This window comes from Flagellimonas crocea, assembly GCF_033441595.1.
In the GTDB taxonomy this organism is placed as follows: Bacteria; Bacteroidota; Bacteroidia; order Flavobacteriales; family Flavobacteriaceae; genus Flagellimonas; species Flagellimonas crocea.
In genome coordinates this window covers 281,637-305,585 of sequence record NZ_JAUZVX010000003.1, presented here as the reverse complement: position 1 = coordinate 305,585, position 23,949 = coordinate 281,637, and the positions used below count along the sequence as shown (strand labels likewise).

21 protein-coding genes and 1 pseudogene are annotated in these 23,949 nt (G+C 43.2%); 13 read left to right on the top strand and 9 right to left on the bottom strand.

Going from position 1 to position 23,949, the window contains the following annotated elements; genetic code table 11:
* Positions 1-3: 3 nt before the first annotated feature.
* Entirely contained in the window at positions 4-456 is a 453-nt protein-coding gene (locus SD449_RS10780) for a DUF4296 domain-containing protein (RefSeq protein ID WP_318310562.1), read from the top strand.
* Here SD449_RS10780 and SD449_RS10775 read toward each other — a convergent pair.
* Positions 437-1,444, bottom strand: a complete 1,008-nt coding sequence (locus SD449_RS10775; RefSeq protein WP_318310561.1) for an NAD-dependent epimerase/dehydratase family protein — start codon at positions 1,442-1,444, stop codon at positions 437-439. The two genes, SD449_RS10780 and SD449_RS10775, sit on opposite strands and share 20 nt — an antisense overlap.
* 85 nt (positions 1,445-1,529) lie before the next feature.
* Here SD449_RS10775 and tyrS point away from each other — a divergent pair, with 85 nt between their 5' ends.
* Positions 1,530-2,825: a tyrosine--tRNA ligase gene (gene tyrS / locus SD449_RS10770; RefSeq protein WP_318311237.1), complete on the top strand. Its 1,296-nt coding sequence runs from the start codon at positions 1,530-1,532 to the stop codon at positions 2,823-2,825.
* 163 nt (positions 2,826-2,988) lie between these two features.
* On the opposite strand, the gene SD449_RS10765 is transcribed toward tyrS, so the two are convergent.
* The 5 genes from SD449_RS10765 to SD449_RS10745 form a co-directional block, all read right to left on the bottom strand.
* Entirely contained in the window at positions 2,989-3,975 is a 987-nt protein-coding gene (locus SD449_RS10765; protein WP_318310560.1) for a LuxE/PaaK family acyltransferase, read from the bottom strand.
* A gap of 67 nt (positions 3,976-4,042) precedes the next feature.
* Positions 4,043-4,366: a T9SS type A sorting domain-containing protein gene (locus tag SD449_RS10760; RefSeq protein WP_318310559.1), complete on the bottom strand. Its 324-nt coding sequence runs from the start codon at positions 4,364-4,366 to the stop codon at positions 4,043-4,045.
* A 145-nt stretch (positions 4,367-4,511) separates the two neighbouring features.
* Positions 4,512-4,823 carry a T9SS type A sorting domain-containing protein gene (locus SD449_RS10755; protein ID WP_318310558.1) on the bottom strand — a complete coding sequence of 104 codons (312 nt, stop codon included), beginning with the start codon at positions 4,821-4,823 and terminating at the stop codon, positions 4,512-4,514.
* A gap of 153 nt (positions 4,824-4,976) precedes the next feature.
* Positions 4,977-6,170, bottom strand: coding sequence for a multidrug transporter (locus SD449_RS10750; protein WP_318310557.1), 1,194 nt, complete (start codon positions 6,168-6,170; stop codon positions 4,977-4,979).
* A 21-nt stretch (positions 6,171-6,191) separates the two neighbouring features.
* Positions 6,192-9,017, bottom strand: a complete 2,826-nt coding sequence (locus SD449_RS10745) for a TonB-dependent receptor (protein WP_318310556.1) — start codon at positions 9,015-9,017, stop codon at positions 6,192-6,194.
* Between the two features lie 186 nt (positions 9,018-9,203).
* On the opposite strand from SD449_RS10745, the gene SD449_RS10740 reads away from it, so the two are divergent.
* Together SD449_RS10740 and SD449_RS10735 are read left to right on the top strand one after the other, a co-directional pair.
* Positions 9,204-9,890: a response regulator transcription factor gene (locus SD449_RS10740; RefSeq protein ID WP_318310555.1), complete on the top strand. Its 687-nt coding sequence runs from the start codon at positions 9,204-9,206 to the stop codon at positions 9,888-9,890.
* On the top strand, positions 9,890-10,993 hold the full coding sequence (locus SD449_RS10735) for a sensor histidine kinase (protein ID WP_318310554.1): 1,104 nt from the start codon (positions 9,890-9,892) through the stop codon (positions 10,991-10,993). Before SD449_RS10740 ends, SD449_RS10735 begins: the two co-directional genes overlap by 1 nt.
* Before the next feature lie 38 nt (positions 10,994-11,031).
* On the opposite strand, the pseudogene SD449_RS10730 reads toward SD449_RS10735, so the two are convergent.
* Positions 11,032-11,373: pseudogene (locus tag SD449_RS10730) on the bottom strand (glycosyltransferase); the annotation flags it as partial.
* A gap of 721 nt (positions 11,374-12,094) precedes the next feature.
* Here SD449_RS10730 and trmB point away from each other — a divergent pair.
* From trmB to SD449_RS10715, 3 genes are read left to right on the top strand one after another with little or no spacing between them, the layout of a single operon-like run.
* Positions 12,095-12,763, top strand: coding sequence for a tRNA (guanosine(46)-N7)-methyltransferase TrmB (gene trmB, locus SD449_RS10725; protein WP_318310552.1), 669 nt, complete (start codon positions 12,095-12,097; stop codon positions 12,761-12,763).
* Between the two features lie 3 nt (positions 12,764-12,766).
* On the top strand, positions 12,767-13,402 hold the full coding sequence (locus tag SD449_RS10720) for a LysE family transporter (protein WP_318310550.1): 636 nt from the start codon (positions 12,767-12,769) through the stop codon (positions 13,400-13,402).
* Between the two features lies 1 nt (position 13,403).
* On the top strand, positions 13,404-13,727 hold the full coding sequence (locus SD449_RS10715; RefSeq protein WP_207030647.1) for an MGMT family protein: 324 nt from the start codon (positions 13,404-13,406) through the stop codon (positions 13,725-13,727).
* A 1-nt stretch (position 13,728) separates the two neighbouring features.
* Here SD449_RS10715 and SD449_RS10710 read toward each other — a convergent pair whose 3' ends face one another.
* Complete coding sequence (locus tag SD449_RS10710) at positions 13,729-15,390, bottom strand: amidase (protein ID WP_318310549.1); 1,662 nt, start codon at positions 15,388-15,390, stop codon at positions 13,729-13,731.
* Positions 15,391-15,614: 224 nt separating this feature from the next.
* On the opposite strand from SD449_RS10710, the gene SD449_RS10705 reads away from it, so the two are divergent.
* The 4 genes from SD449_RS10705 to SD449_RS10690 all read left to right on the top strand — a co-directional run bounded on the left by SD449_RS10705 (position 15,615) and on the right by SD449_RS10690 (position 18,512).
* A complete protein-coding gene (locus SD449_RS10705) occupies positions 15,615-16,754 on the top strand; it encodes an Mrp/NBP35 family ATP-binding protein (protein ID WP_207030645.1) in 1,140 nt (379 codons plus the stop codon).
* Between the two features lie 11 nt (positions 16,755-16,765).
* Positions 16,766-17,002, top strand: coding sequence for a NifU family protein (locus tag SD449_RS10700; protein WP_108246045.1), 237 nt, complete (start codon positions 16,766-16,768; stop codon positions 17,000-17,002).
* Positions 17,003-17,065: 63 nt separating this feature from the next.
* The gene (locus SD449_RS10695; RefSeq protein WP_318310547.1) at positions 17,066-18,124 is read left to right on the top strand and encodes an NAD(P)/FAD-dependent oxidoreductase; all 1,059 of its coding nucleotides are present in this window, start codon (positions 17,066-17,068) and stop codon (positions 18,122-18,124) included.
* Between the two features lie 55 nt (positions 18,125-18,179).
* Complete coding sequence (locus SD449_RS10690; RefSeq protein ID WP_207030643.1) at positions 18,180-18,512, top strand: 2Fe-2S iron-sulfur cluster-binding family protein; 333 nt, start codon at positions 18,180-18,182, stop codon at positions 18,510-18,512.
* Here the strand turns inward: SD449_RS10690 and SD449_RS10685 are convergent.
* Complete coding sequence (locus tag SD449_RS10685) at positions 18,509-20,245, bottom strand: ABC transporter ATP-binding protein (protein WP_318310545.1); 1,737 nt, start codon at positions 20,243-20,245, stop codon at positions 18,509-18,511. The two genes, SD449_RS10690 and SD449_RS10685, sit on opposite strands and share 4 nt — an antisense overlap.
* Positions 20,246-20,363: 118 nt before the next feature.
* Here SD449_RS10685 and SD449_RS10680 point away from each other — a divergent pair, with 118 nt between their 5' ends.
* Positions 20,364-21,404: a TPM domain-containing protein gene (locus SD449_RS10680; RefSeq protein WP_318310544.1), complete on the top strand. Its 1,041-nt coding sequence runs from the start codon at positions 20,364-20,366 to the stop codon at positions 21,402-21,404.
* 367 nt (positions 21,405-21,771) lie between these two features.
* On the top strand, positions 21,772-23,946 hold the full coding sequence (locus SD449_RS10675) for an acylase (RefSeq protein ID WP_318310542.1): 2,175 nt from the start codon (positions 21,772-21,774) through the stop codon (positions 23,944-23,946).
* Positions 23,947-23,949: the final 3 nt, after the last annotated feature.

The window sequence follows — 23,949 nt, the reverse complement described above, 5'->3', positions numbered from 1 at the left end:
GGGATGAAATATGGTTTAGCACTTTTCCTAGGTTCAATACTCTTGGTTTCCTGCACCGAAAAGGTGGTAGAGGAGCCGGAAAACCTTATTGCCAAAGAGAAAATGGTCGAAATCCTTCATGACTTGGCTATTTTGAACGCCGCCAAATCCAGTGTAACGAGCAAATGGGATGATTCTGGTTTCGAGGTGATGGAATTTCTTTATGAGAAATATGATATAGACAGCGCCCAGTTTTCACAAAGCGATCTGTATTATGCCTCACTTCCTTTGGAATACCAGTCCATTTACGAAAAGGTGGAAGAACGGGTAAAGCGGCAAAAAGATACATTGGAAGCAATTGGAGAGCGAAGGAACGACAGCGTACGGAAAGCAAACCTTAAACGCAGCGATTCTATAAAGGCCGCTCAAGAACAAGGAGAGACCAAGGTGAAAAGGCCTACTCCTGTGGAACCCTAAACTTTTCACAGCAAAAGGCCAGGGCCTCGTCCATATCCTCGAAAGTAAAATCCAATTCCGACTTTATTTTCTCGCTACTATAAAACTCTTGGTGATAAAGGCCTTTAGCCATGTTCTTGGATAATTTTCGCCTTTTGCCAAAAAGATGGCTCCTAATCCAATCCCATCTCCAGAAACATTCCAACATAAATTTGGAGACTTTTTTTGTTGGAGGTTCCACCCCCAGTTTCGGGGCAATTTTCTGGAACAATTGCTCGTATGTCATGTTCTGGTTGACCAGGATAAAACGCTCTGTTTGGATGGAGGAATCCATCAACTTCATCATTGTGCTCACCACATCGTTTATGGTTACAAAACCTGTACCTCCTGGGATAACATATTTTTTCCCTTTGGATGCATAGGTAAAGAAAGTCCCACTGCCCCGTTTCCAAAAACCTGGACCTATCACTACTCCCGGGTTTACGATCACTATGGAAAGTCCTTCTTGCGAACCGCGCCACACTTCCAGTTCAGCTTCATACTTTGAAATTCCATATACCGAGGCCATGGCGTCGTTCCACTCATTCTCTTCGGTGACTTCTTTTTGTTTGATATTGGACCCGATTGCGGCAATGGAACTTACGTAGCACAGTTTTTTTATGCCATATTTTAAGGATAGGTTTACGATGTTGGCCGTACCCTCCACGTTGGTACGTTCCAAGGCCTTAAAATCTTTTGGGTCAAAGGAAATCAGGGCGGCACAATGATATACCTGCTCAACTCCCGTAAAAAGGGAATCAAGTCCGCCCACTTCCGTAATATCCGCTTTTACCCAATCAATTTGCTCGACCAAAAGAGCGGGGTCGTCCGTATAGTAACCAAAAACGGTATGGACTTTTTCGATGGACTCTTTGGTCCTGTAATTGCTCCGAACCGCTTTTCCATGGCTGACCAAGTGGAAAAGCAAATGGGAACCGATGAGCCCGGTGCCTCCTGTAACCAAAATCATAAGGTAAAAGTACCTATTTGTACTTTAAATATGGAGCAAAATGCCAACTTCATTTTATATTTGCAGCTATTCCAAAAAACTGATGATGACTAAGAATTTTGTTCAAGAACTACAATGGAGGGGAATGGTACACGACGTGATGCCCGGTGCCGAGGAACATTTAATGGAAGCGATGCGAGCCGCTTATGTGGGCATTGACCCAACAGCGGACTCCCTGCACATTGGCCATTTGGTAGGGGTTATGATGTTGAAACATTTTCAGCTATCCGGACACAAACCCTATGCATTGGTTGGTGGTGCAACGGGTATGATCGGAGACCCTTCCGGTAAATCAGCGGAACGCAATCTGTTGGACGAGGAAACCCTAAGTCATAACCAAGAGGCCATCAAAGGTCAATTGAGCCGTTTTTTGGATTTTGAAAGTGGCGAGGCCAACGCAGCGGTTCTGGTGAACAACTACGATTGGATGAAAAACTTTTCTTTTCTTGAATTTATCCGTGATGTTGGAAAACACATTACCGTAAATTATATGATGGCGAAGGATTCCGTGAAAAAACGGCTTTCCTCCGATGCCAAAGAAGGTATGTCCTTTACCGAGTTCACCTATCAATTGGTCCAGGGATACGATTTTCTGTATCTCTACCAAAACCACGATTGCAGCCTGCAAATGGGAGGCAGCGATCAGTGGGGGAACATTACAACAGGTACCGAACTGATTCGAAGAATCGGCGGAGGCAAAGGTTTTGCCCTTACCTGTCCATTGATTACCAAGGCAGATGGGACCAAATTCGGAAAGACCGAAGGCGGAAACATCTGGTTGGATGCCGAGAGAACATCACCCTATAAGTTTTACCAATATTGGTTGAACACTTCTGATGAGGACGCGGAGAAGTACATCAAAATCTTCACCTTTTTGGACCAAAAGGAAATTGAGGGTTTGGTGGCGGAACATAAAGAAGCTCCACATATGAGGACACTTCAGAAGAAATTGGCCGAAGAGGTTACCATAATGGTGCATTCGCAAGAGGATTTGGATAATGCCATTAAGGCAAGTGAAATCCTTTTTGGTAAATCAACGTCCGAAGATTTAAAGGGACTCAACGAAAAAACATTTTTGGATGTTTTTGAGGGCGTGCCACAGGCCACGGTAAACAGGGATGAACTTGAACCCGGTCTGGATATGATCGGTGCGTTGGCCGCCAAAACCGGATTTTTGGGTTCCAATGGTGAGGCAAGAAGGGAACTGAAACAAAATTCTATATCGGTCAATAAGGAAAAGGTACAAGAGGATTACCTGATTACTGCGTCAGATCTGATCAATGATAAATTTGTGTTGTTACAGCGCGGAAAGAAGAACTATTTTGTGCTAGTAATAGCGTAGATGTAAAGATCAACTACATCAAAAAAAAAGGAAAAAGGTAATTCTGAATTTATTTTAGAATCCCATATTATTGATTACATCTGGATATGAACCTGAAACAATCCCCATATCTATCGGGACAGGTTGACCGGAATTATTTTGTTGTTTTTTGTAATGGTATAGGTTAAAGTACCATCAAATTACAGCCGCGTATATCGGAGTCATCAAAACGGCCCAAAACTTCAAAAGTTCCGTTTGGATGGGTCTTTCCCAGATCTTGGGTAGCGATGAAAGAGCAGGAATATAGGTTGGCCAAATCAATAACGTTGATGCCGCCCGTTCTGCCATTTTCTTGAATGGTCAAAGGATCTTCGGTGTCACGGGTAATGATTTTCATCCAAGGTGGTGTTTGAAAAATGCCATCACCTTTGGAGTAACCTTGGGACAATAGCTCCGTCATCCCATATTCCGAATGTATTTTGTCCACACCAAGCCCCTTTTTTAAGATATGATGGAGTTCCTCCCGTATCAGTTCTTTGCGACGGCCTTTCATGCCTCCGGTTTCCATAACAATGGTGTTTTTTAATGCTGAGGTGAACTGCTCAGCAAGGTCCAAAAGTGCAAAAGAAACGCCTATAAGCAGGATTTTTGTGCCTTTTCGCCCCAATTCTTCCAACTTTTGATGTAGTTCATCCAAATTATGAAGATAGAAGCCACTACTTGGGTGTCCCGATTGTTCAATTAGGCTGTTGACCATATAGATTAGGGAAGAGCCTTCTCTTTCCAAATAAGATGGCAATAGTGCCAGTATGCAAAATTCTTTGGGGTTCCCATAAAATAATTGGAATGCCCTTATGAAGCTTTCTTCATACAGTTTTATATCTGGCACAAAGTGTTTGCTGGTAGTGCTTTGTGTGGTGCCGCTACTGGTAAAGATGGTCTGTGCACCGTTGCTAGAGGAAAGTACTTGGTACGACTTAAAAAATGAAATGGGCAAAAAAGGAATGTCCAGATGTTGCGAAACATTTTGTGGATTCGTTTTCAAATGATCGCAGAAGTTCCTGTATACCCGATTGTTTTCATATTGAAACCGGAAAATGTCCAATGCTAGGGCATCAAATTCGGTTGCATTGCCAATATTGAAAATCCGATGGGTATCAAACTGTTTCATTCGGGACCAAAAGTACCCAAAAATAAAAAAGCCCTTTGCGAAAAGGGCTTTAAAAATGTATGGTCTTTTATTTGATGACCAGCTTTCTGGTCATTGTTTTTTTTCGTTCTGTTACCTGGAGCACATACACACCGGGTACCAGTCGGGATATGTCCAACGTGTTCGTGGTGATTCTTTTGGTTAGGACAACTTCGCCAAAAACATCATAAACCTTGATTTCTTTGTCACCGTTGGTCTCGGTAGTGATATACACTTCGCTTCCATACGCTGGATTAGGGTACATTTTGAAACCCTTGAGCTCCTGTACGGGCTCATTGTTCACAGTTACCAGGTCTTGACCGAAGGATAGTAATGGTAAAGCCATAAGTAAAATAAAGTAGATTTTCTTCATATTGCTGATTTGGGGTCTATGTGCAATATAAAAATATGCAAACACTTAAAAGTTGGCCATTTTATGTTGTGAAAGTACTAAAACGGGTTGTAAAGCGTTGAATGTTGTGGTTTGGAGGATTTGAAAGGTGAAAAAATGAAGCGAACTATTTCACTATGAGCTTTCTAGTGGCCACTTTATCCTTTTCAAACACCCTTAAAATATAAACGCCCTTATCCAATTCAGAAAGGTTGAGCTCGTTGCCCAAAATGGTGGTTTGAAGTACTTGGGTTCCCAAAACGTCGAACACAAGAATTTTTTTTGGGGAGTTCTGTGCCGTTTCAATATAGACTTTGCCTTGGGTAACAGGGTTGGGATAAAGCTTGAACCCGTCAATATCCGCACTTGACTTTGCATTTTCCTGAGAAAACCCAAGTGTACAGACAAATAAAAAAATGACTAGGTAAAAGTGCTTCATACGTTAATGGTTGCAAACGGTGTGCCACAAATATATAAAAATTGCGATGCGAAAACGGAACCGTTTGACGAATAGGGGGTTACTTTTCGATGAAATGCAAAAAAAAGGCCCTCGATTTTTTGAGGGCCTTCTAATTTTATGTGTTGTTTAGGATTAGTTGATACCTACGGTCCAACCAGCTCCCCAAGTGGCAATGTCGGTTCCTGTTCCGTTTCCTACACCTGATATAACATCACTTTCGTTAAATACGGCGCCGGTGTCATTTTTCAAGGTAACGGTTACATTGGTGAATGTTACATCAACAATGTTCAAAAGATTGTCCAATACACCTTGACCAGTTTCAGCGTCATCCAAGTCAAAGGCTTCTTCAAAATCGATAACCAATATATTTGTGAAAGTACCTTGTGTTCCAGCACGCAACCTGACTGCTTCTCCAGCGTTGTTTGGTCCACCTACAACTGTTACGTTGGTTACGGTCGGGTTTGAGAAATAACCGGCTTCGTTGCTAAAATCAGTATTGAAACCGTCGCATTCGAAGGCTTTATCGTTGATTGTTCCTCCGTGCTGAACGTATACATCGGTAAGGACACCTGTAAAGCCTTCGGTCCAGTCGATGGAATCGTCCTCTGCATTGACCACGACCAAGTGACTGGCTTCAACTGTTCCTCCAAAGAATTCGAAACCATCATCAGAACCTTCGTATACCTGTACGTAATCGATTAGGGTTCCATTCCCTACTCCATAAAGGGAAAGTCCGTTCAACTCGGCGTTACCATCAATGGCACCACCTGCATACTCGATACGAACATAACGGATTACACCTGAATCATCTGCTGGAGTGTTACCTCCATAGGCCAAAGCACCAACTTCAGAAGTTGCTATATCGGTTGACCCATCTGGAGTTGAGTTGATAGGCGCTCTTCCCAAAACAACCAATCCGCCCCAATCACCAGGACCTGGTTCAGCACTATTTGAAGTAAATACGATTGGATTCGATGCTGTTCCATTAGCATTGATCTGAGCTCCTTGCTGAATGGCAATGTATGCGTTTACTCCGATTGGCTCTACTTCAATGGTCATACCAGCAGGAATGGTAAGGGTAGTTCCGTTTGCCATAAGTACTGGCCCAGTCACTGTATAGGCAATGTCCGGATCCAATGTAAGGTCTTGAGTGTACAGACCGTTTAAGCTTACAGCAGTTACTTCTTCTCCATCGCCACCATCTGTGTTGTTGGTGGTGTTGTTCGTTACACTGTTATCGGTGATAACAATATCTGAGGTATCGTCGGCTTCACAAGCAATGAACAAAGCGGCGGCTATACCTAAAAATAAAAACTTGTTTTTCATTTGTCAGAAATTTAGATAGAATTAAAATTTATATTTAAGGGTTAGCCCAATGTTAACCCCAAGGTTATACTCTCTTATTACAATGTCTCCCAAATCGGTTCCTTCTCTAATGAAGGATATATCCGGGTCCAAAATATTTTTGGCGGAAAGATTCGCTTCAAAGTGCTCCCCGAAGGAATTTTGCCATACAAAATTCAATGTAGGTACCGCTTTCTCAACAATGTTGCCCAAGCTACCGGCACCCAAAGAGAAAATACGATCGGAAAAATAGGAGAAGGCAACGGTGGCTTTCGGCTTATAGTTTCCAAATGTGGGGCTATAGTTCAAATCCGCATTGATAATGAAAGGGGAGGCACCTTCCAACTGATCTGAAGACCTGTCAAAAGACGTTCCAAAGGTGTTTTCAGTACCCGCAGGAATATCTTTTAAATCTTGCTCGGTATGCGTATAAGCGGCATTGACTCCTGCGGATACAATGGCGTTGTCATCGGCATCCATTACAAGATTTTTTCTGGCCTCCAATTCAACACCATAAATATCTGCTTGCTCTCCGGTTCTAAAGTAACGTTGTGTACCGGTTGCATCGGCAGCTACCACTCGGTTTACCGGGTCTTTGATGGTCTTTGCAAAGGCAGCAATGGAAATGATTTCACCTCTCTCCAAGAACCACTCATATTTAAGGTCATAATTATAGATGTCGGAATAAGTGGGTCCATCACCGTTCAATCCGCCCAAAAGGTCAGGGTTACCACCCACACGTTGCGTTACGGATTCGTATACAAATGGTGCAACCTCCTTAAATTCGGGGAAAGAAGCTGTTTTACTGAAGCCTGCCCTAAGATTGGAGTTCTCGGTCAAGGAATACTTAACATTTAAGCTAGGTAAAAAGATGTTTTCATAAACTTCTCTAAAACCAGGATCTACAGGGCTTATATTGATTACATCGTATTCCACTTTTTGGCTGAACGATTCAATTCGGATACCCGGTACAACACTAAGTTTATCGGTTAGACCTAACTCGGCAGTGGTGTAGAATGCGTGAATCCCCAAATTACCTTTATAGGTGTTCTCCGGTAAACCAGGTCGGTTGGTATTTCCAATTTCGTTGGTAATCGGATTAAGAACAATGGTATTCCAAAGCCCCTCTCCAGATGGAATGTTGATGTTCTCCACATTAAAGATGGAGTTAAGGTTGTTTACATCGGTTACAGGGGTATTGTCCCTGTTTACAATATCATACCCATATCGGATACTGCTGAACCTACGTTCTTTTCTTCTTCCGTTATAGCCAAAATTAAACTTCACCTTATCAGAGACTTTGTAGCCCAAATTCATAAAGCTGTTCAGCTCGTTTTCATCGATGCTCTGGAAAAAGCGTTGGTTATCAAAAGGAATATTGGTGTAGAATACGGGATTGGTGGATGCATCATTGTCCAACGCCAATTGATAATTTTCCAAGGTGATTCGCTTTCTGTCCGGCTCATCGGAAAAAACTTTGTTGAAACCAACTCCCCAATCAAAGGATAGTTTTTCATCGAACAAATGTTGTCCTGTCAATTGGTTAACAAAGATCATGTCTTGGTTAAACTGAACGTTCATTACATAGAAACCTTGGTCGGTATCCAAAATGGCATCACGGTTGGTTCCTTGCCCATTAACCCCGTAATATCCTACGCGATCGGCAGCACTGTTTACAAACAAAGAGCTGAACTTTACCTTGTTTTCGGTATTGATTCGATAGGTTACGTTGGCCAAAGCGGTTGTGGTTGACTTATAGGCAAACTCCCGAACGTTTGGAAAATCTACTTTTAGTACGTTGGTAAAGTCCCTGGCAGGTCCTTCCCAAATTTCATAACCGTTCGAAAAACTTGCGGCACCAAAAAAGCTCAATCTGGATTTATCGTTATTGAAGTCGAAGGAATAACCGCCTTCGATAGCTCCGTTAAGATTAATGGGGTCCCATGCGGCTTCGGGATCTACTCCGTGGGATAGGACAACTGCAAATGGATTGTTGTCATATCTATTGTAGAACCCAAAATCACTGGTGCCTTCGCTCTTTACAAAATCTTCCCCAGCAGCATTGGTATTGATTCCACTTCCCAAAGCAACTTCAAGATAACCGTCTCCAGTGTACTCCTTGGAATCCACATTAACATTACCTGCGGCGAAATCTCCATAAAATGTTGGACTGTACGACTTGCTAACGGCTACGTTTTCAATGATACTGGAACCAAAAAGGTCTAGGTTGATGTTCTTTTTCTCCACATCGTTGGATGGCAAGGACAAACCGTTCATGGTCGTGTTTTGATATCGATCGCCAAGACCACGTACATATACGTTGCTGGACCCCTGTTGTTTGGAAATACCAGAAATTTGGGCCACTGCTGCCGCGGCATCATCAATACCTTTTAGAGTCAATGCCTCGGCACTAATGGCCTCTTGCATTACAAGGGCATTTTTTTGTTGAAGCAATAGTGCAATCTCGGAATCTTTACGGGCCGTTGTAGTCACCACAACTTCATCAAGTCCAACACTGCTTGCGCCTAAACCGGTATTTATTTCTGTTACCTTACCAGCTTCTACAACTACATTGGGCACCTCTAAGGTCTCATATCCCAAGAAACTAAAAACCAAGGTGTAAGTTCCCGGTTCAACATCTGCAATTTGGAAAAGACCGTCAAAATCGGAAGTAGTTCCTTTGGTAGTGCCCTTTATCAAAACGTTGGCAAAAGGTAGAGGTTCGTTATTGAGTTCCTTATCCGTAAGTTTTCCCACAATGCTTCCGTTTTCCTGTGCGGAAAGCATTATAGTGAACAACGAAAAGGCCAATATTAGATACGTTTTCATACTTTGGTCTGTAGGATTAAATTTTGGGCAAAGAAACGGGCACGCTGTAAAAGCCGTGTTAGTTGTATGTTAAGAGTTTATTTCAATTCCGTTACAATAACGTTACTAGATTAAATCAACGTTAAGCATATATCCTGTAAGTGTATTATCTTTACATTTGGGCGATTAACATAGAAATACCATCCCATGAAAAACAAGGACATTAAGATTCTTCTCGTTGACGATGAACCTGATATTCTGGAAATTATAGGTTATAACCTCTCTGCGGAAGGATACGAGGTCTTTACCGCGAAAAACGGAGCAGAGGGCGTAGCCAAAGCAAAAAAGAAGAATCCCCATCTCATTATTATGGATGTGATGATGCCGGAAATGGATGGTATTGAAGCATGCGAGATGATTAGGAATACTCCAGGGCTGGACCACACCATCATTACCTTTTTGACCGCCCGAGGCGAAGATTATTCCCAAGTGGCCGGTTTTGATGCCGGTGCGGACGACTACATTACCAAACCCATTAAGCCAAAGGTATTGGTGAGCAAGGTAAAAGCGTTGCTCAGACGCATCAAAGATGAAAAGAAAGAGGTAGAGGATATCGTTAAGGTAGGCGATATCGTCATCAACAGGGAGGAGTACAAAATTGTGAACGAAGGGGAGGAAATGGTGCTTCCGCGCAAAGAATTTGAACTACTGTCCCTTTTGACCTCCAAACCCAATAAAGTGTTCAAGCGCGAGGTGATATTGGACAAGGTTTGGGGCAACGAAGTGGTCGTTGGTGGCCGAACCATTGATGTTCACATTAGAAAACTACGCGAAAAAATCGGAGATCACCACTTTAAAACCGTTAAGGGCGTAGGCTATAAGTTTGTGCTCTAATGGCCATTAAGCTAAAGAAATCATACAAGTTTGCCCTTAGATCTTCTTTGGTTATTACCCTTTTGATTACAGGGACATTTTTAGGCTTTCAGATTGTTGCGAACTATTTTATTTGGACGCATACCATTCTTTTTGCCCTAATATGTTATGGAATATGCTTTGCTATCATACAAATACGGGTAGAACGATTCATATATCGACGAATCAAAAGAATTTATGATGATGTTTCCCTATTGGAATCCTCATCTTTCTCCTCCAAACCGGTCACTACCGATATGAAAACCTTGGTAGAGGAAATTGAAAAGTTTGCGGAAGGCAAGAAAATTGAGATAGATACCCTCAAAATACGGGAAGAATACCGAAAGGATTTTCTGGGCAACGTTTCACACGAGCTAAAAACCCCCCTTTTTACAGTTCAAGGTTATATTTTGACCTTACTCGATGGGGCCATGAAGGACAAAAAGCTCCGTAAAAAATACCTCCAACGTGCAAATAAAGGTGTGGAAAGGCTCATTTATATAGTAAAGGACCTCGATCTGATCACCAAACTGGAGGCGGGCGAGCTCAAATTGGAACGAGAGGATTTTAATATCATAGAGCTTATCCAAAACACCTTCGACCTCTTGGAAATGAAAGCGGCCCGAAAGGAAATATCGTTGACCTTTGATATGGAATACCCCAATCCTATTTATGTGAACGGGGACAAGGAAAAAATACAACAGGTGATCAGTAACCTATTGGTGAACTCCATTAAATACGGATTGCCCAAAGGTACCACGGAGGTGAGCGTGGAAAACCTGATAAAGAACAAAGTGATCGTTAGAGTAACCGACAACGGAGGAGGAATCCCAAAACAGCACATTCCGCGACTTTTTGAGCGTTTTTATCGGGTGGACCAAAGCGGTAGCCGTGCCGAGGGCGGTTCTGGATTGGGACTTTCCATTGTAAAGCATATTGTGGAGGCCCATGGAGAGAAAATTTATGTAGAAAGTGAAGTCGATGTAGGTTCAGAGTTCTCCTTTACGCTGGAAAAGGCCACTGCCCCTCGGGTTTCCGAAAAAACATCGAACAAGGAAGAAAAATCCACTTTGGATTCAAACTGAGCCAAACCTAAGAATTCTTCGATTCTGGATAAATCTTTCACAGTAAAATCCTCTTGACTGGAAAAAGGGACAAGTCCTTGTTTTTGCATTCGTTTGGCCAAGTATTCTTGCTCATATTGCCCCGGTGTGGGTATAAAAAAGGCCTTCTTTTCCAATTTTGCAAGATCCATAACGGTCGTGTACCCTGATCGGCAAAGCACTTTATCGCTTTGGTTCAAAGCGCTTTCCAATTCGTCCGACTTCATAAAATTGTAGTGCAGTATTCTTCCTTTCTCTGTCTTGATTTCCTCTTGGACCTGTTCATCCTCGATTTTGCCCTTCACAAATAATATGTTGCCTTCAAACCCTTGTAATTCCTTCAATAATTTTTCTTCGAGCATCGTACGTTGTGGTTCGGGTCCAGAGAGCAAAACCATGAGATCGTGGGTGATGGGAAGCTCCTTTTTTTCAAATCGGCTCAAGGGGCCCAAATAGGCAATGTTCAATTTCGATTTTTTGAGATGGCCCAGTTTTCCGGTCAAGTTGGGTTTTTCTTCCACATCGGGAACCCAACAGGCATCAAACTTTTTAATTATTTTTTGATGCGCCTTGGAGCTCATCCAGGTCGTGTTCCCCGAAAGCACGTTGAGTTGGTGGGTGATGAAGACACAGGGGACTTTTTTATAGAAGACCCCTAGTCGATTGTCCGAAATAATTCCTTCCAAACAATGTTCTTTCACCAATCTTTTCACCGCTTTCTTCTCATCGGCCATGGCCTTGAGCACCTTCGGTGAATCCCAAATCATTTTCAGCTTGAAATTCTTACGCTTTTCCGCATATGAAATTTTGTAGGACGGAAGCTCGAAAGCCGGTAGATGAGGAAACTCCTTTTTCAACAGTGATAGTGCAACGCCGTCCGATGCGATATAGGGTTGATGACCGTGCCGCAATAATTCATGAATAATAGGGATACACCTAGTAGCGTGTCCCAGTCCCCAGTTCAAGGGGGCGACCAAAATCCGTTTGGAAGAATTCATGCCAACAAAAAAACAAAATACGAATTGCTTTTAGATTTCCTTAGTTTTGCCAAATCATTATTTTTTTGCTCAATTTGATACGAAAGTGGGAAGTAAGAACAAACTAAAAAGGTTCAAGGAGAACGAAACATTTGCCAATGTGGTGCAACCCACGCGGGAAGAGGTTTTGGATGGATTCGAATACAAAGGCAGATGGGCCTCTTTTTTCGGAAACGACAACCCCATTGTATTGGAATTGGGTTGTGGTAAGGGCGAATACACCGTTGGACTCGCCAAAATAAACCCTGATAAAAACCATATCGGAATCGATATAAAAGGAGCACGTTTTTGGAGAGGGGCGAAAACTGCCCTTGAGGAAAAATTGGACAATGTAGCGTTTTTGCGAACACAGATTGAATTGGTCGATGACTTATTTGGAGCAGGGGAAGTAAGCGAAATTTGGATCACGTTTCCCGATCCGCAAATAAAGTACAAGCGGACCAAGCACCGTATGACAAACCCAGTATTCTTGGAGCGATATAAAAAAATCCTTAAGCCAGGAGGTCCTATCAATCTTAAAACCGATAGCGAGTACATGCATGGCTATACCCTTGGGCTTTTGCAGGGTTTGGGACACGAAATTTTGTATGCCAACCACGATGTGTATAAAAATGAAGGAGCTCCGGCCGAAGTTCTTGATATTCAAACTTTCTACGAAAATCAGTATCTTGAAAAAGGAAAACCAATTACCTACATCCAATTTAGGATCCACTAACCGATGACCCACGTACTCATTCTCTTTTTTGCCACGTTTTCGGCGGCCTTTATGGCCACCGTACCGCCAGGCTTGCTCAATATGAACGCGGCCAAGGTAAGCGTGGAAAAGGGAAAAATGAACGGAATTATATTTAGTCTGGGCGTTTCCAGTACCATCATGGTGCAGGCCTATATTGCAGTATATATTTCCAAATTTTTGTACCGGAATCCAGAGGTAATCGATATTCTGTTCAAGATTGCAGTTGCCGTTTTTGCCTTTTTTGCAGTTTACTTTTTTGTTATGGCAAAACGGAACAAAGCTCAGGCACAGGCCATAAAAGAAGTTAATCTGAGCAAGAAGAACAGTTTTTTCAAGGGAGTACTTTTGGCGGCCCTCAATTTATTGACCATCCCCTATTACAGTGGTTTAAATGCGATGTGGAACGAGGCCGGATGGATCCAGTTCGAGGCCAAGGACATCACCACTTTTGTTGTGGCCGCAGGGGCAGGAACATTTTCCGTTTTATATCTCTATACTTTTTATTTTGATAAAATGGAGACCAAGACCAATCGCTTTTCCAAAAATTCAAATTATATACTGAGTGCTTTGATGCTTTTACTCCTGATCATTACGCTGATTCGAATAATGTACCGCTAGCATGGAAGAGAAAAACTTCTTTGATAAAGTCTACGAAGTGGCCAAGGAGATTCCTTATGGCAGGGTTACCTCATATGGTGCCATTGCCAAATATTTAGGGGCGGCAAGAAGTGCCCGAATGGTGGGTTGGGCCATGAACAACTCTTTGGCAAAGGACGTTCCTGCACATCGCGTGGTGAACCGAGTAGGCGTTTTAACAGGCAAGCATCATTTTGATGGAAGCAACATTATGCAACAGCTTCTTGAAAATGAAGGCATCCCGGTAAAGGACAATCAAATCGTCGATTTTCGAAAATATTTTTGGGATCCTGCGCAAGAACTTTGAATCAATATCCTGGAGGATGCAATTCATCAAAAGAGGTATTGTCCTGAAACGCCTTGGCCAAAAGTAGAATACTTTCCTCATCGTACAAATTGCCCACAAACGTCATACTCGTAGGATGGTTTTTGTCATCCAAGCCTGTAGGAACCGCAATTACAGGATGCCCCGTAAGGTTGGTGGCCAAAAGTTGGTCGTTTCCAAACGTAGGTGAAATCAAAACATCATAATCCTTCATCAGATCCTGCATTTTTTGGATGAGTACCTGCCGTTGTCTATTGGCCTGGATATACTCTACCGCGGGAATAAATCTACTTTGCCTTAGGGAATTGGCACGCGAACGCTGATCTTGTTCTACCATAATGTCCACACCTCCCGAACGTACCAGCTCATCAAAAAAAGCACCCGCTTCTGCCCTCAAAATAATATCAAACCCACGATAGGGAACTGCTTCGGGCATCTCTACTGCTGTGGGCTCAATACCCATTTCTTTTAGGGATTTAAGTGCATTTCTAAGATTGTCCCCAGATTCCGTAGTGTCTTTTTCAATATCTTTTTTCAAATAGGCAACCCGTAAGTTTTTGTAGTCTTTTTTCCAATCCACGCCAAAAGGAAGGTCAACCGTGGTAAGATCGTTTTCATCTTTTCCCTGAATGGCTTCAAAAACAATGGCACAGTCCTCCGCATTTCGTCCCAATGGGCCGACTTTGTCCATGGACCAGCTCAAGCTCATCACTCCATGCCGACTAACTCTACCATAAGTTGGTCGAAGACCTGTGACGCCATTTCGCGTACTGGGTGAAGTTATCGAGCCCAATGTTTCCGTTCCCAAAGCAAAAGGCACAAGTCCTGCAGACGTTGCCGAACCTGATCCCGCAGAGGAACCACTGGCGCCTTGGGTGGTATCCCATGGGTTTTTGGTCTTTCCATCGAACCATACATCACCTCGGGCCAATGCCCCGGAGACCAATTTGGCCACTAAAATCGCACCCGCATCCTCCAGTTTTTTAACAACGGTCGCCGTTTCGTTGATGAATTGGTCTTTGTACGGCGCAGCTCCCCAAGTGGTGGGATAACCTGGAACCGCCATCAAATCTTTGGTGCCATAGGGTATCCCGTGCAGGATACCCCGATATTGTCCATTTTTGATTTCTTCGTCGGCTCGCTTGGCCTGCTCCAATGCCAAGCTATCAGTGATGGAGATGCTGCATTGCAACGTAGGCTGATATTTTTTGAGTCGTGCCAAGAAAAATTTTGTGAGTTCCGTGGAAGTGATTTTTTGGTTTTTGATGAGCGATGCCAGTTGGGGAATCGTATAAAAAGCCAACAAATCATAAGGTTCAGGTACTTCAACATTATTTGGAATCTTCCACTCGGTTCCATTTTGTTGCTCGGGCATGGTAAATCCAAAAGGAGTTGGGTCAAAGCGAATTGCAGGGAAAACATCATTCCCTATTGGATATTTACGCAGGGAATCAAAACCACTACGGTTTCGTTTTAAATAGGGATAGAGCGTATCAATTTTTTTGTTGGCAAAATGAAGTCCAATCAATTTTTCCGACTTTTTTACATCTCTTTTTGTGAAAGAATTTTTGTTGGTGGAACATGAGAGCCACATCAACGAAATAAGCAATAGAAAAAAATGGGGGATTCTGGTTTTTGGTAGCATGTTGGTCGGTTATTTCAAATAGCAGCTTCTAAGCTACATTTTTTCAAAAAAACGAACACAATAATCCAGCTCTTTTGTGCCTATCGGACATACTTTATTCGATTCCTCATAATTCAAGTACTGATTTTTTTGAAATTCGACAGCACAACTTCTTAATCTAACGCCAACACCGTATCTTTGTAGTTTAGAACCAGTTCAAACAGTTGGTTTAAAAAAATTGATTCATGAAGTTGAAAAAGACAGACATTCTTAAGGCATTGGAAAAAATTTCTGCCCCAGGTGAAGGCCAAAATTTGGTCGAGAGCGGAGCTGTGACCAATGTTCAGGTTTTCGGTGATGAGGTTGAAGTGGATGTGACCATCAAAAATCCAAGTCTTCAGGCAAAGAAGAAGACCGAAGTGGAAATTTTGAAATGCATCCACAGAGAGGTATACGAGAAAGCAAAAATAAAGGTCAACCTAAAGGTTGATGCTCCGGCACAGCCCAAGGTCAATCAAATCAAGGGAAATCCGATTCCCGGAATTCAAAATATCATTGCAGTCGCTTCCGGTAAAGGAGGTGTAGGAAAATCTACAGTGACGGCAAATATTGCAGTGACCTTGGCCAAAATGGGCTTTAAAGTGGGATTGTTGGATACCGATATCTACGGGCCCTCCATGCCCATCATGTTCGATGTGGCCACGGAAAAACCTTTGTCCATCAACGTAGATGGCAAGGCCAAGATGAAGCCCATCGAAAACTATGGTGTAAAACTACTTTCCATAGGATTCTTTACCCAGCCCAATCAGGCCGTAATTTGGAGAGGGCCCATGGCGGCAAAGGCATTGAACCAAATGATCTTTGATGCGCATTGGGGAGAATTGGACTTTTTGTTGTTGGATTTGCCACCGGGAACAGGTGATATCCACCTGAGCATCATGCAATCCCTGCCCGTAACCGGTGCCGTAGTGGTGAGCACCCCACAGGAAATTGCACTGGCCGATGCCAGAAAGGGAGTGGCCATGTTCCAGCAAGAAGCTATTAGTGTGCCCGTATTGGGAATCGTGGAGAATATGGCGTATTTTACACCTGCGGAACTGCCCGATCACAAATACCATATTTTTGGTGAGAACGGAGCAAAAAATCTGTCCGAGGATTTGGGAGTCCCATTTTTGGGAGAGATTCCTTTGGTACAGAGCATCAGGGAGGCGGGCGATATAGGAAGACCAGCTGCTTTGCAAACGGCTACCCCTACCGAAGAGGCCTTTGAAGAGCTTACCAAAAATGTAGTCCAGGAATTGGTGAGAAGGAACACAGACCTTCCTCCGACCGAGGCAATAAAAATAACAACCATGGCAGGTTGTTCCGCTGTTAAAAAGAAATGAGCATGGCAACAATGACATCAGAAGAGACAAGGAGCAATGTGGAAAAGGCGTTGGAAGAAATACGTCCATTTTTGCAAAGTGATGGAGGCGACATCACGTTGATTTCCATCGAGGACAATACCGTAAAGGTGCGTTTGGAAGGCAACTGTATCGGTTGCAGTGTAAACCAAATGACATTGAAAAGCGGTGTGGAAATGACCATTAAAAAATATGCACCTCAAATCGAAGAGGTCATCAATATCTCCTAATTGATAAAAATCATGAATCTTTTTTTGTGCATGCAGTAAGTTGCAGGCCAAAACCTCTAGTATATGATAAAAACAGATATTCTGATAATTGGAGCGGGACCTACGGGTCTCTTTGCTGTTTTTGAAGCAGGCCTGTTGCAACTCAAATGTCATTTAATAGATGCATTGCCACAAGCAGGTGGTCAATGTTCCGAAATATATCCAAAGAAACCCATTTACGATATTCCTGGGTTCCCAGAGGTGTTGGCCGGGGACCTGGTGGATAACCTTATGGAACAAATCAAACCGTTCCAGCCCGGATTTACTTTGGGCGAACGTGCCGAGACCATTGAAAAACTGGACGATGGGTCATTTATCGTTACCTCGAACAAAGGAACCAAACATCATGCTCCCGTAGTTGCCATTGCAGGTGGTTTGGGAAGTTTTGAGCCTAGAAAGCCTTTGTTGGAAAATCTGGAAAAGTACGAGGACAACGGTGTGGCCTACATGATCAAAGAACCTGAAACCTACCGAGATAAAAAAGTGTTGATTGCAGGTGGTGGAGATTCCGCTTTGGACTGGTCCATCTTTTTGGCCGATGTTGCCAAGGAAGTGACCTTGGTACACCGTAGGAACGAATTTAGGGGTGCTTTGGATTCCGTTGAGAAGGTTCAACAACTCAAAAATGAGGGAAAAATCAATTTGATCACACCCGCAGAGGTGGTTGCGCTCAAAGGTGAAAATCGGTTGGAGAAAGTGACTGTCAAGGATACTTCTACTTCCGAAGAAACCGATGTGGAGGTGGATGACTTTATTCCATTGTTCGGATTGTCGCCTAAACTGGGCCCGATTTCGAATTGGGGACTCGAAATAGAGAAAAATGCCATCAAGGTGGACAATACCTACGATTACCAGACCAATATTCCAGGAATTTACGCCATAGGCGATGTAAACACCTACCCAGGCAAGCTAAAATTGATTCTTTGCGGGTTCCATGAAGCCACGCTGATGTGTCAAAGTGCCTATCAAAAGATACATCCCGATAAAAAATACGTAATGAAATATACGACCGTAGGCGGCGTTACAGGATTTGACGGAAGTAAAAAAGAAGCACCGAAAGCCGTTGTTAAGGCAATCGATTAATTTTTAAGTAAAAATGTTCCCTTGGGGGGACTTTAGGGGTGTCCCTAGACTGATTATGAGTGACATTAAAATAAAAATAACCGACCGTGAAGGTGTCTCGCACGAAGTGGATGCACCAACAGATATGAACATGAACTTGATGGAAGTGGTACGTTCCTACGAACTTGCTCCAGAAGGAACCATTGGAATTTGTGGCGGAATGGCCATGTGCGCCTCTTGCCAATGCTATGTACAATCCGACCATCAACTTCCTGAAAAGTCGGATGATGAGGAAGCCATGCTGTCCGAGGCGTTTAATGTGAAGGACAATAGCCGTTTGGGCTGCCAAATCCATATTACCGAGGATTTGGATGGTCTAGAGGTTGAATTGGCGCCAGAGGAAGCTTAAATCCTTGCTTGATAGGTAAACAGGTTAAAATATCTTCCTTCGGAAGCAATCAGTTGTTCGTGGGTGCCCTGTTCCAAAATGTGGCCGTTTTCAATGACTAGAATCTGGTCCGCTTTGCGGATGGTGCTCAATCGGTGCGCAATTACAAAAGTGGTCCTGCCTTTGGTGAGCTCCCCCAAACTTTTTTGGATAAGTGCTTCGGATTCATTGTCCAAACTGGAGGTGGCCTCGTCCAAGATCAAGATTTTTGGGTCTGCTAAAATAGCGCGCGCAATGGCAATCCGTTGACGCTGACCTCCAGAGAGCTTAACACCTCGTTCCCCGATCAGGGTGTCCAAGCCTTTATCAAAACGGTCTGTGAACTCATCCACATAAGCCGCCTTTACCGCTTCCAATAACTTTTCTTCGCTGGCATTGGGTCTTGGGAACAGAATATTTTCCCTGATAGTGCCCTCAAACAAAAAGTCATCTTGCAGCACAACCCCAAGATGCCTTCGGAAGCTTTTCAGATTCACCTTGGACAGATCCTGGCCATCTATCGTGATGGTTCCCGAATCAGGATTTAGAAAACTGGCCGCCAAGCCTGCAATGGTGGATTTTCCAGAACCGGAACTGCCCACTAGGGCCACAACTTGCCCCGGGTCCACATTAAAACTGATTTGGTGCAACACTTCCTTGTCTTCTTCATAGGAGAAACTGACATCCGAAAATGACATCCGCCCCACAATTCCATCCAATTCAATCGTACGGTTTTCCTCATCGGATTCCTCTTCAAGGTTCATCAATTCTTCGGTACGGTCCAGACCTGCCAAAGCTTCGGTCAATTGACTTCCCACGCTGCTCATTTGCACGATGGGCGCGATCATAAGCCCCAATAGTACCGTAAATTGAACAAATTCACCCAAGGTAAGGGTGTCATTAATTATCTTATAGCCACCAAAACCCATAACACTGGTGGTTGCAACACCCAGCAAAAAGGTGGAGGAGCTTGTCATAAAAGCTGTGGTCGTCAAACTCTTTCTTACATTTTGATACAGACGTTCCACACCGACTTCAAAAACTTCCTCCTCTTGTTTTTCCGCATTGAAACCTTTGATCACACGTATGCCGCCCAAGGTTTCCGTTAACCGTCCTTTTACCTCGGCGTTTATCTTGCCCCGATTTCTAAAAATAGGTCGGATGATCTTAAAGGCCTTTAGCGCGATAATGGCAAAAATGGTCAGCGGGATAAAAGTAAAAAGCGTCATAAAAACACTGATCTCCAAAAGAAGGATTACGGAAACAACCGCCGTTATGATACCACCTACCAATTGCACCAGACCCGTTCCGATGAGGTTTCGGACCCCCTCAACATCCGACATGATTCGGGATACCAAAGCTCCCGATTTGGCATTGTCGAAAAAACGGACGGGCAATGCCAGTACTTTTTTTTGAACCTGTGCCCTTAGTTCCGAAATGAGATATTGCGCCTGAACGCTCAGAATTTTGGTCAGCAGAAAAGAAGTAACAGCTTGCACCAGTATGGCCAACATAACCCCTGCGACCAGATACTTGAGCATGGTCACGTCTTTTTTTACGATTACATCATCAATTAGATATTTGGATGCTATCGGTGCTACAAAACTTGCCGCTTTGCTGATGGCAATCAAAAGTAGACCAAGAAAAACAAGTTTGCGCTTGGGCCAAATTATGGTCTTGAACGCGGTAAGGATGCTAACTTTTTTATCGGGCATATCAAAATATAGAAAGAGATCGCAAGTTACGGCAAATTAAAAGGATGCCGAATCGCTTTGTTTTGAGTTTGGAAAAATTACAAACACTATATTTAAGTGCTACAATTATAAAAGAGGTATGCTAAAAACGAACTGGTTCGGTTTTTTGTTTTTAATATTCTCGTTGTGCGCTGCACAGCAAGAGTATTCCAGATTGACCGAAATTGTTACAGACGATGCCCAAGTTTTTACCCAAGCACAGTTGGATGGGCTTCGGGACAAACTGTACCGATTTGAATCGGAGACCAGTAATCAACTGGTGGTTTTGACCATTGATGACTTGGGGGGCGAGACCATTGAGCAATATGCCTTGCACGTATTCAATGAAAACAAACTTGGCCAAGAGGGTAAGGACAATGGTATTTTGATTCTCTTTTCTAAACTGGACAGAGAGGTGCGGATTGAGGTCGGCTATGGCCTGGAACCCTACATTACGGACGCAGTTGCTTCACGTATAATTAGAAATACGATGGTTCCAAGATTTAAGGAAGACCAATATTTTGAGGGATTGGATGCTGCCACGGACCAAATCATTGAGTTTTTGAAAAACCCCGAGGCCTTAGAGGAATTCAATCAAGAAATTGAGGCAGAGAGCGAGATGCCTTGGTGGCTTCTAGGGGTGATCGGTCTATTCCTGATGATGTTCGTTGCCGCGGGTGGATTTGTTTTTTATAAAGGATATTCCACCCTCATTGAAATGGTCCGCGGCATGCTGATTGGAAAATTGGCAGTGATTCGTGGAATTTTCATGTCCGCCTTTATGCTGCTTCCCTTGGTTTTTGGTCTTGTTTTTATGGGGCTGCCCTTATTTTTCATGGCCATGTTGCTTGGTTTTGATGATGTATTGAATGGACTGGCCAAAGATTTTTCATGGGTGATATGGGTTATCATCACATTTGTTGGTATCACCATTTTATTGGCAATTCTCAAGATCAAGAAAAAGGGAAAAGACGATTTCAAATTATCGTTTTTAAAATCTGATAAGAGTTATATCAAAAAGACCTTTTCATCTTCTGGCACCCATTCTTTTGGTTCAAGCTCGGGCTCTAGTAGCGGTTCCAGTAGTTTTTCGGGCGGTGGTGGCAGTTCCGGTGGAGGTGGGGCCAGCGGAAGTTGGTAATTGTTTTCAATTTTTAGTATTTTATACAAACTGGTTTTACCTAATTCCCTTACGGGTCATGGGTACGATAAACGATTTAAATATTAATTATGGACAATACTTTTATCATCTTCATATTAGGTTTTTTTATTGGAATGTTTATTCTATTCAAGGTCTTCAAAAAGAAAAGGTGAACCTATTTTTCCAAAGGTTTAAGATACTCACCGATTGAAATAAGATACAAAACATGGCATTACAGGAATGCCTGCCGGTTTTCAGATCGGGAATAAGGTCTTTTCACTAAATTTACAGCTAACCAACAGTTTTTATAAAGGTTTGACAACTGAATCTTTTGCGAAACCAAAACCACTTATCCTAATTTAGACCCATGAGAATTTCAATCCTCGCAGTCCTCGTTTTATTTATATCCTGTTCCGAAAAACCCCAGACCGAGCTGGAACAATGGGAGTCACAAGCCAAAAATATTACCATTATACGGGACGATTTTGGGGTGCCCCATATTTATGGAAAAACGGATGCCGATGCTGTTTTTGGGTTGCTCTACGCCCAATGTGAGGATGATTTTAATCGTGTGGAACAAAACTACATCTGGGCCACGGGGCGTTTGGCCGAGGTTGAAGGGGAAGATGCGTTGTACAGTGATCTTCGTGCAAGGCTTTTTATGACCGAAGAGGAGGCCAAGGCCAACTACGAAAATAGCCCCGAATGGTTGAAGGAACTTTGTGATGCCTTTGCGGATGGAATCAATTATTATTTGCATACCCATCCCGAGGTAGAACCTAAATTGTTGACCCGTTTTGAACCTTGGATGCCCATGTATTTTAGCGAGGGGTCCATTGGGGGAGATATCGAACGCATATCGACACGAAAAATCAAAAGTTTTTACGAAAGCGGCATGGAATTGCCCAAAATGGAAGCACTTCAAATCAAAAAACAGGAAGAAATGGCCGAGCCGCAAGGTTCCAACGGAATTGCTATTTCTGGAGACTTGACGGAATCTGGCAATGCGATGCTTTTGATCAATCCACATACTTCATTTTACTTTAGGGGCGAAGTGCACGTCGTAAGCGAGGAAGGGTTGAATGCATATGGCGCTGTTACCTGGGGGCAGTTTTTTGTGTACCAAGGATTCAATGAGAAAACGGGGTGGATGCATACATCTACGTATACCGATGTGATGGATGAGTTCAAGGAAACCATCGTAAAAAATGATGGAAAACTATTTTATCAGTATGGAGAGGAACTGCGACCTGTGGATTCCAGTTCGGTTACCTTAAAATATAAGCAAGGGGAAAGTATTAAGGAGAAAACCTTTCCCATGTACCGAACCCATCACGGACCGATTACGCATCAAGTGGATGACCAATGGACCGCTTCTGCTATGATGTGGGAACCCGTGAAAGCTTTGGAACAATCCTATATTCGTACCAAACAGGATGGCTACGAAGGTTTTAGAGAAATGATGGATATCCGTACAAATTCATCCAATAATACGGTTTATGCCGATGCCGAAGGTAACATTGCGTATTTCCACGGCAATTTTGTGCCAAAACGCGATACTATTTTTGATTATACCCAACCTGTGGATGGCAGCAATCCCAAAACGGATTGGCAAGGATTGCATACGGTGGATGAAAATATTTTGGTATTAAATCCAAAAAACGGTTGGATTCAAAACTGTAACTCCACTCCATACACTTCTGCGCTGGAGTTCAGCCCAAAACGAGAAGATTATCCCAATTATATGTCCAGGGACCAAGAAAACTTTCGGGGCATCCACGCCATAGAACTTTTGACCGGCCGAAGCGGATATACCTTGGATGGACTTATCGAGCTGGCCCATGACCCTTACTTGCCCGCTTTTAAGGCATTGATTCCTGGGTTGGTGAAAGCCTATAATGAGAATGCAAAAGCATACCCAGAACTGCAAGAACCGATTGAAGTACTCAGGGAATGGGATTTTACCACATCAAAAGAATCCATTGCCATGACTTTGGCGCATTACTACGGTACACTTTGTTATTCCAAGGCAGAAAGACCCGAAGGCATGTATTCCATGCAATGGGTAGAATATTGGGGCGGTGATTGGCCCGATGCTCAAAAATTGGATATGTTTCAAGAAACGTTGAACAAGCTTCAAAGTGATTTTGGAACTTGGAAAAAGCCTTGGGGCGAGATCAACCGATATCAGCGTTTGAATGGAGACATCCGTCAGCCTTTTGATGACGACAAACCCAGTATTCCCATTGGTTTTGCCAGTGGTACATGGGGAGCCTTGGCAGCATATGGCGCCCGTTACGACAACAATACCAAAAAAATCTATGGTACAAGAGGGAACAGTTTTGTTGCGGCCGTGGAGTTTGGAGATAAAGTAAAAGCGAAAACCATATTGGCCGGGGGTCAGAGCGGAGACCCAGAATCACCTCATTTTGATGATCAGGCCCAACGCTACGCCGATATGGAATTCAAAGATGCTGCCTACTATAAGGAAGATGTGCTAAAACGTGCGGAAGCAACCTACTCGCCGGGAGAGAAGTATTGAGGG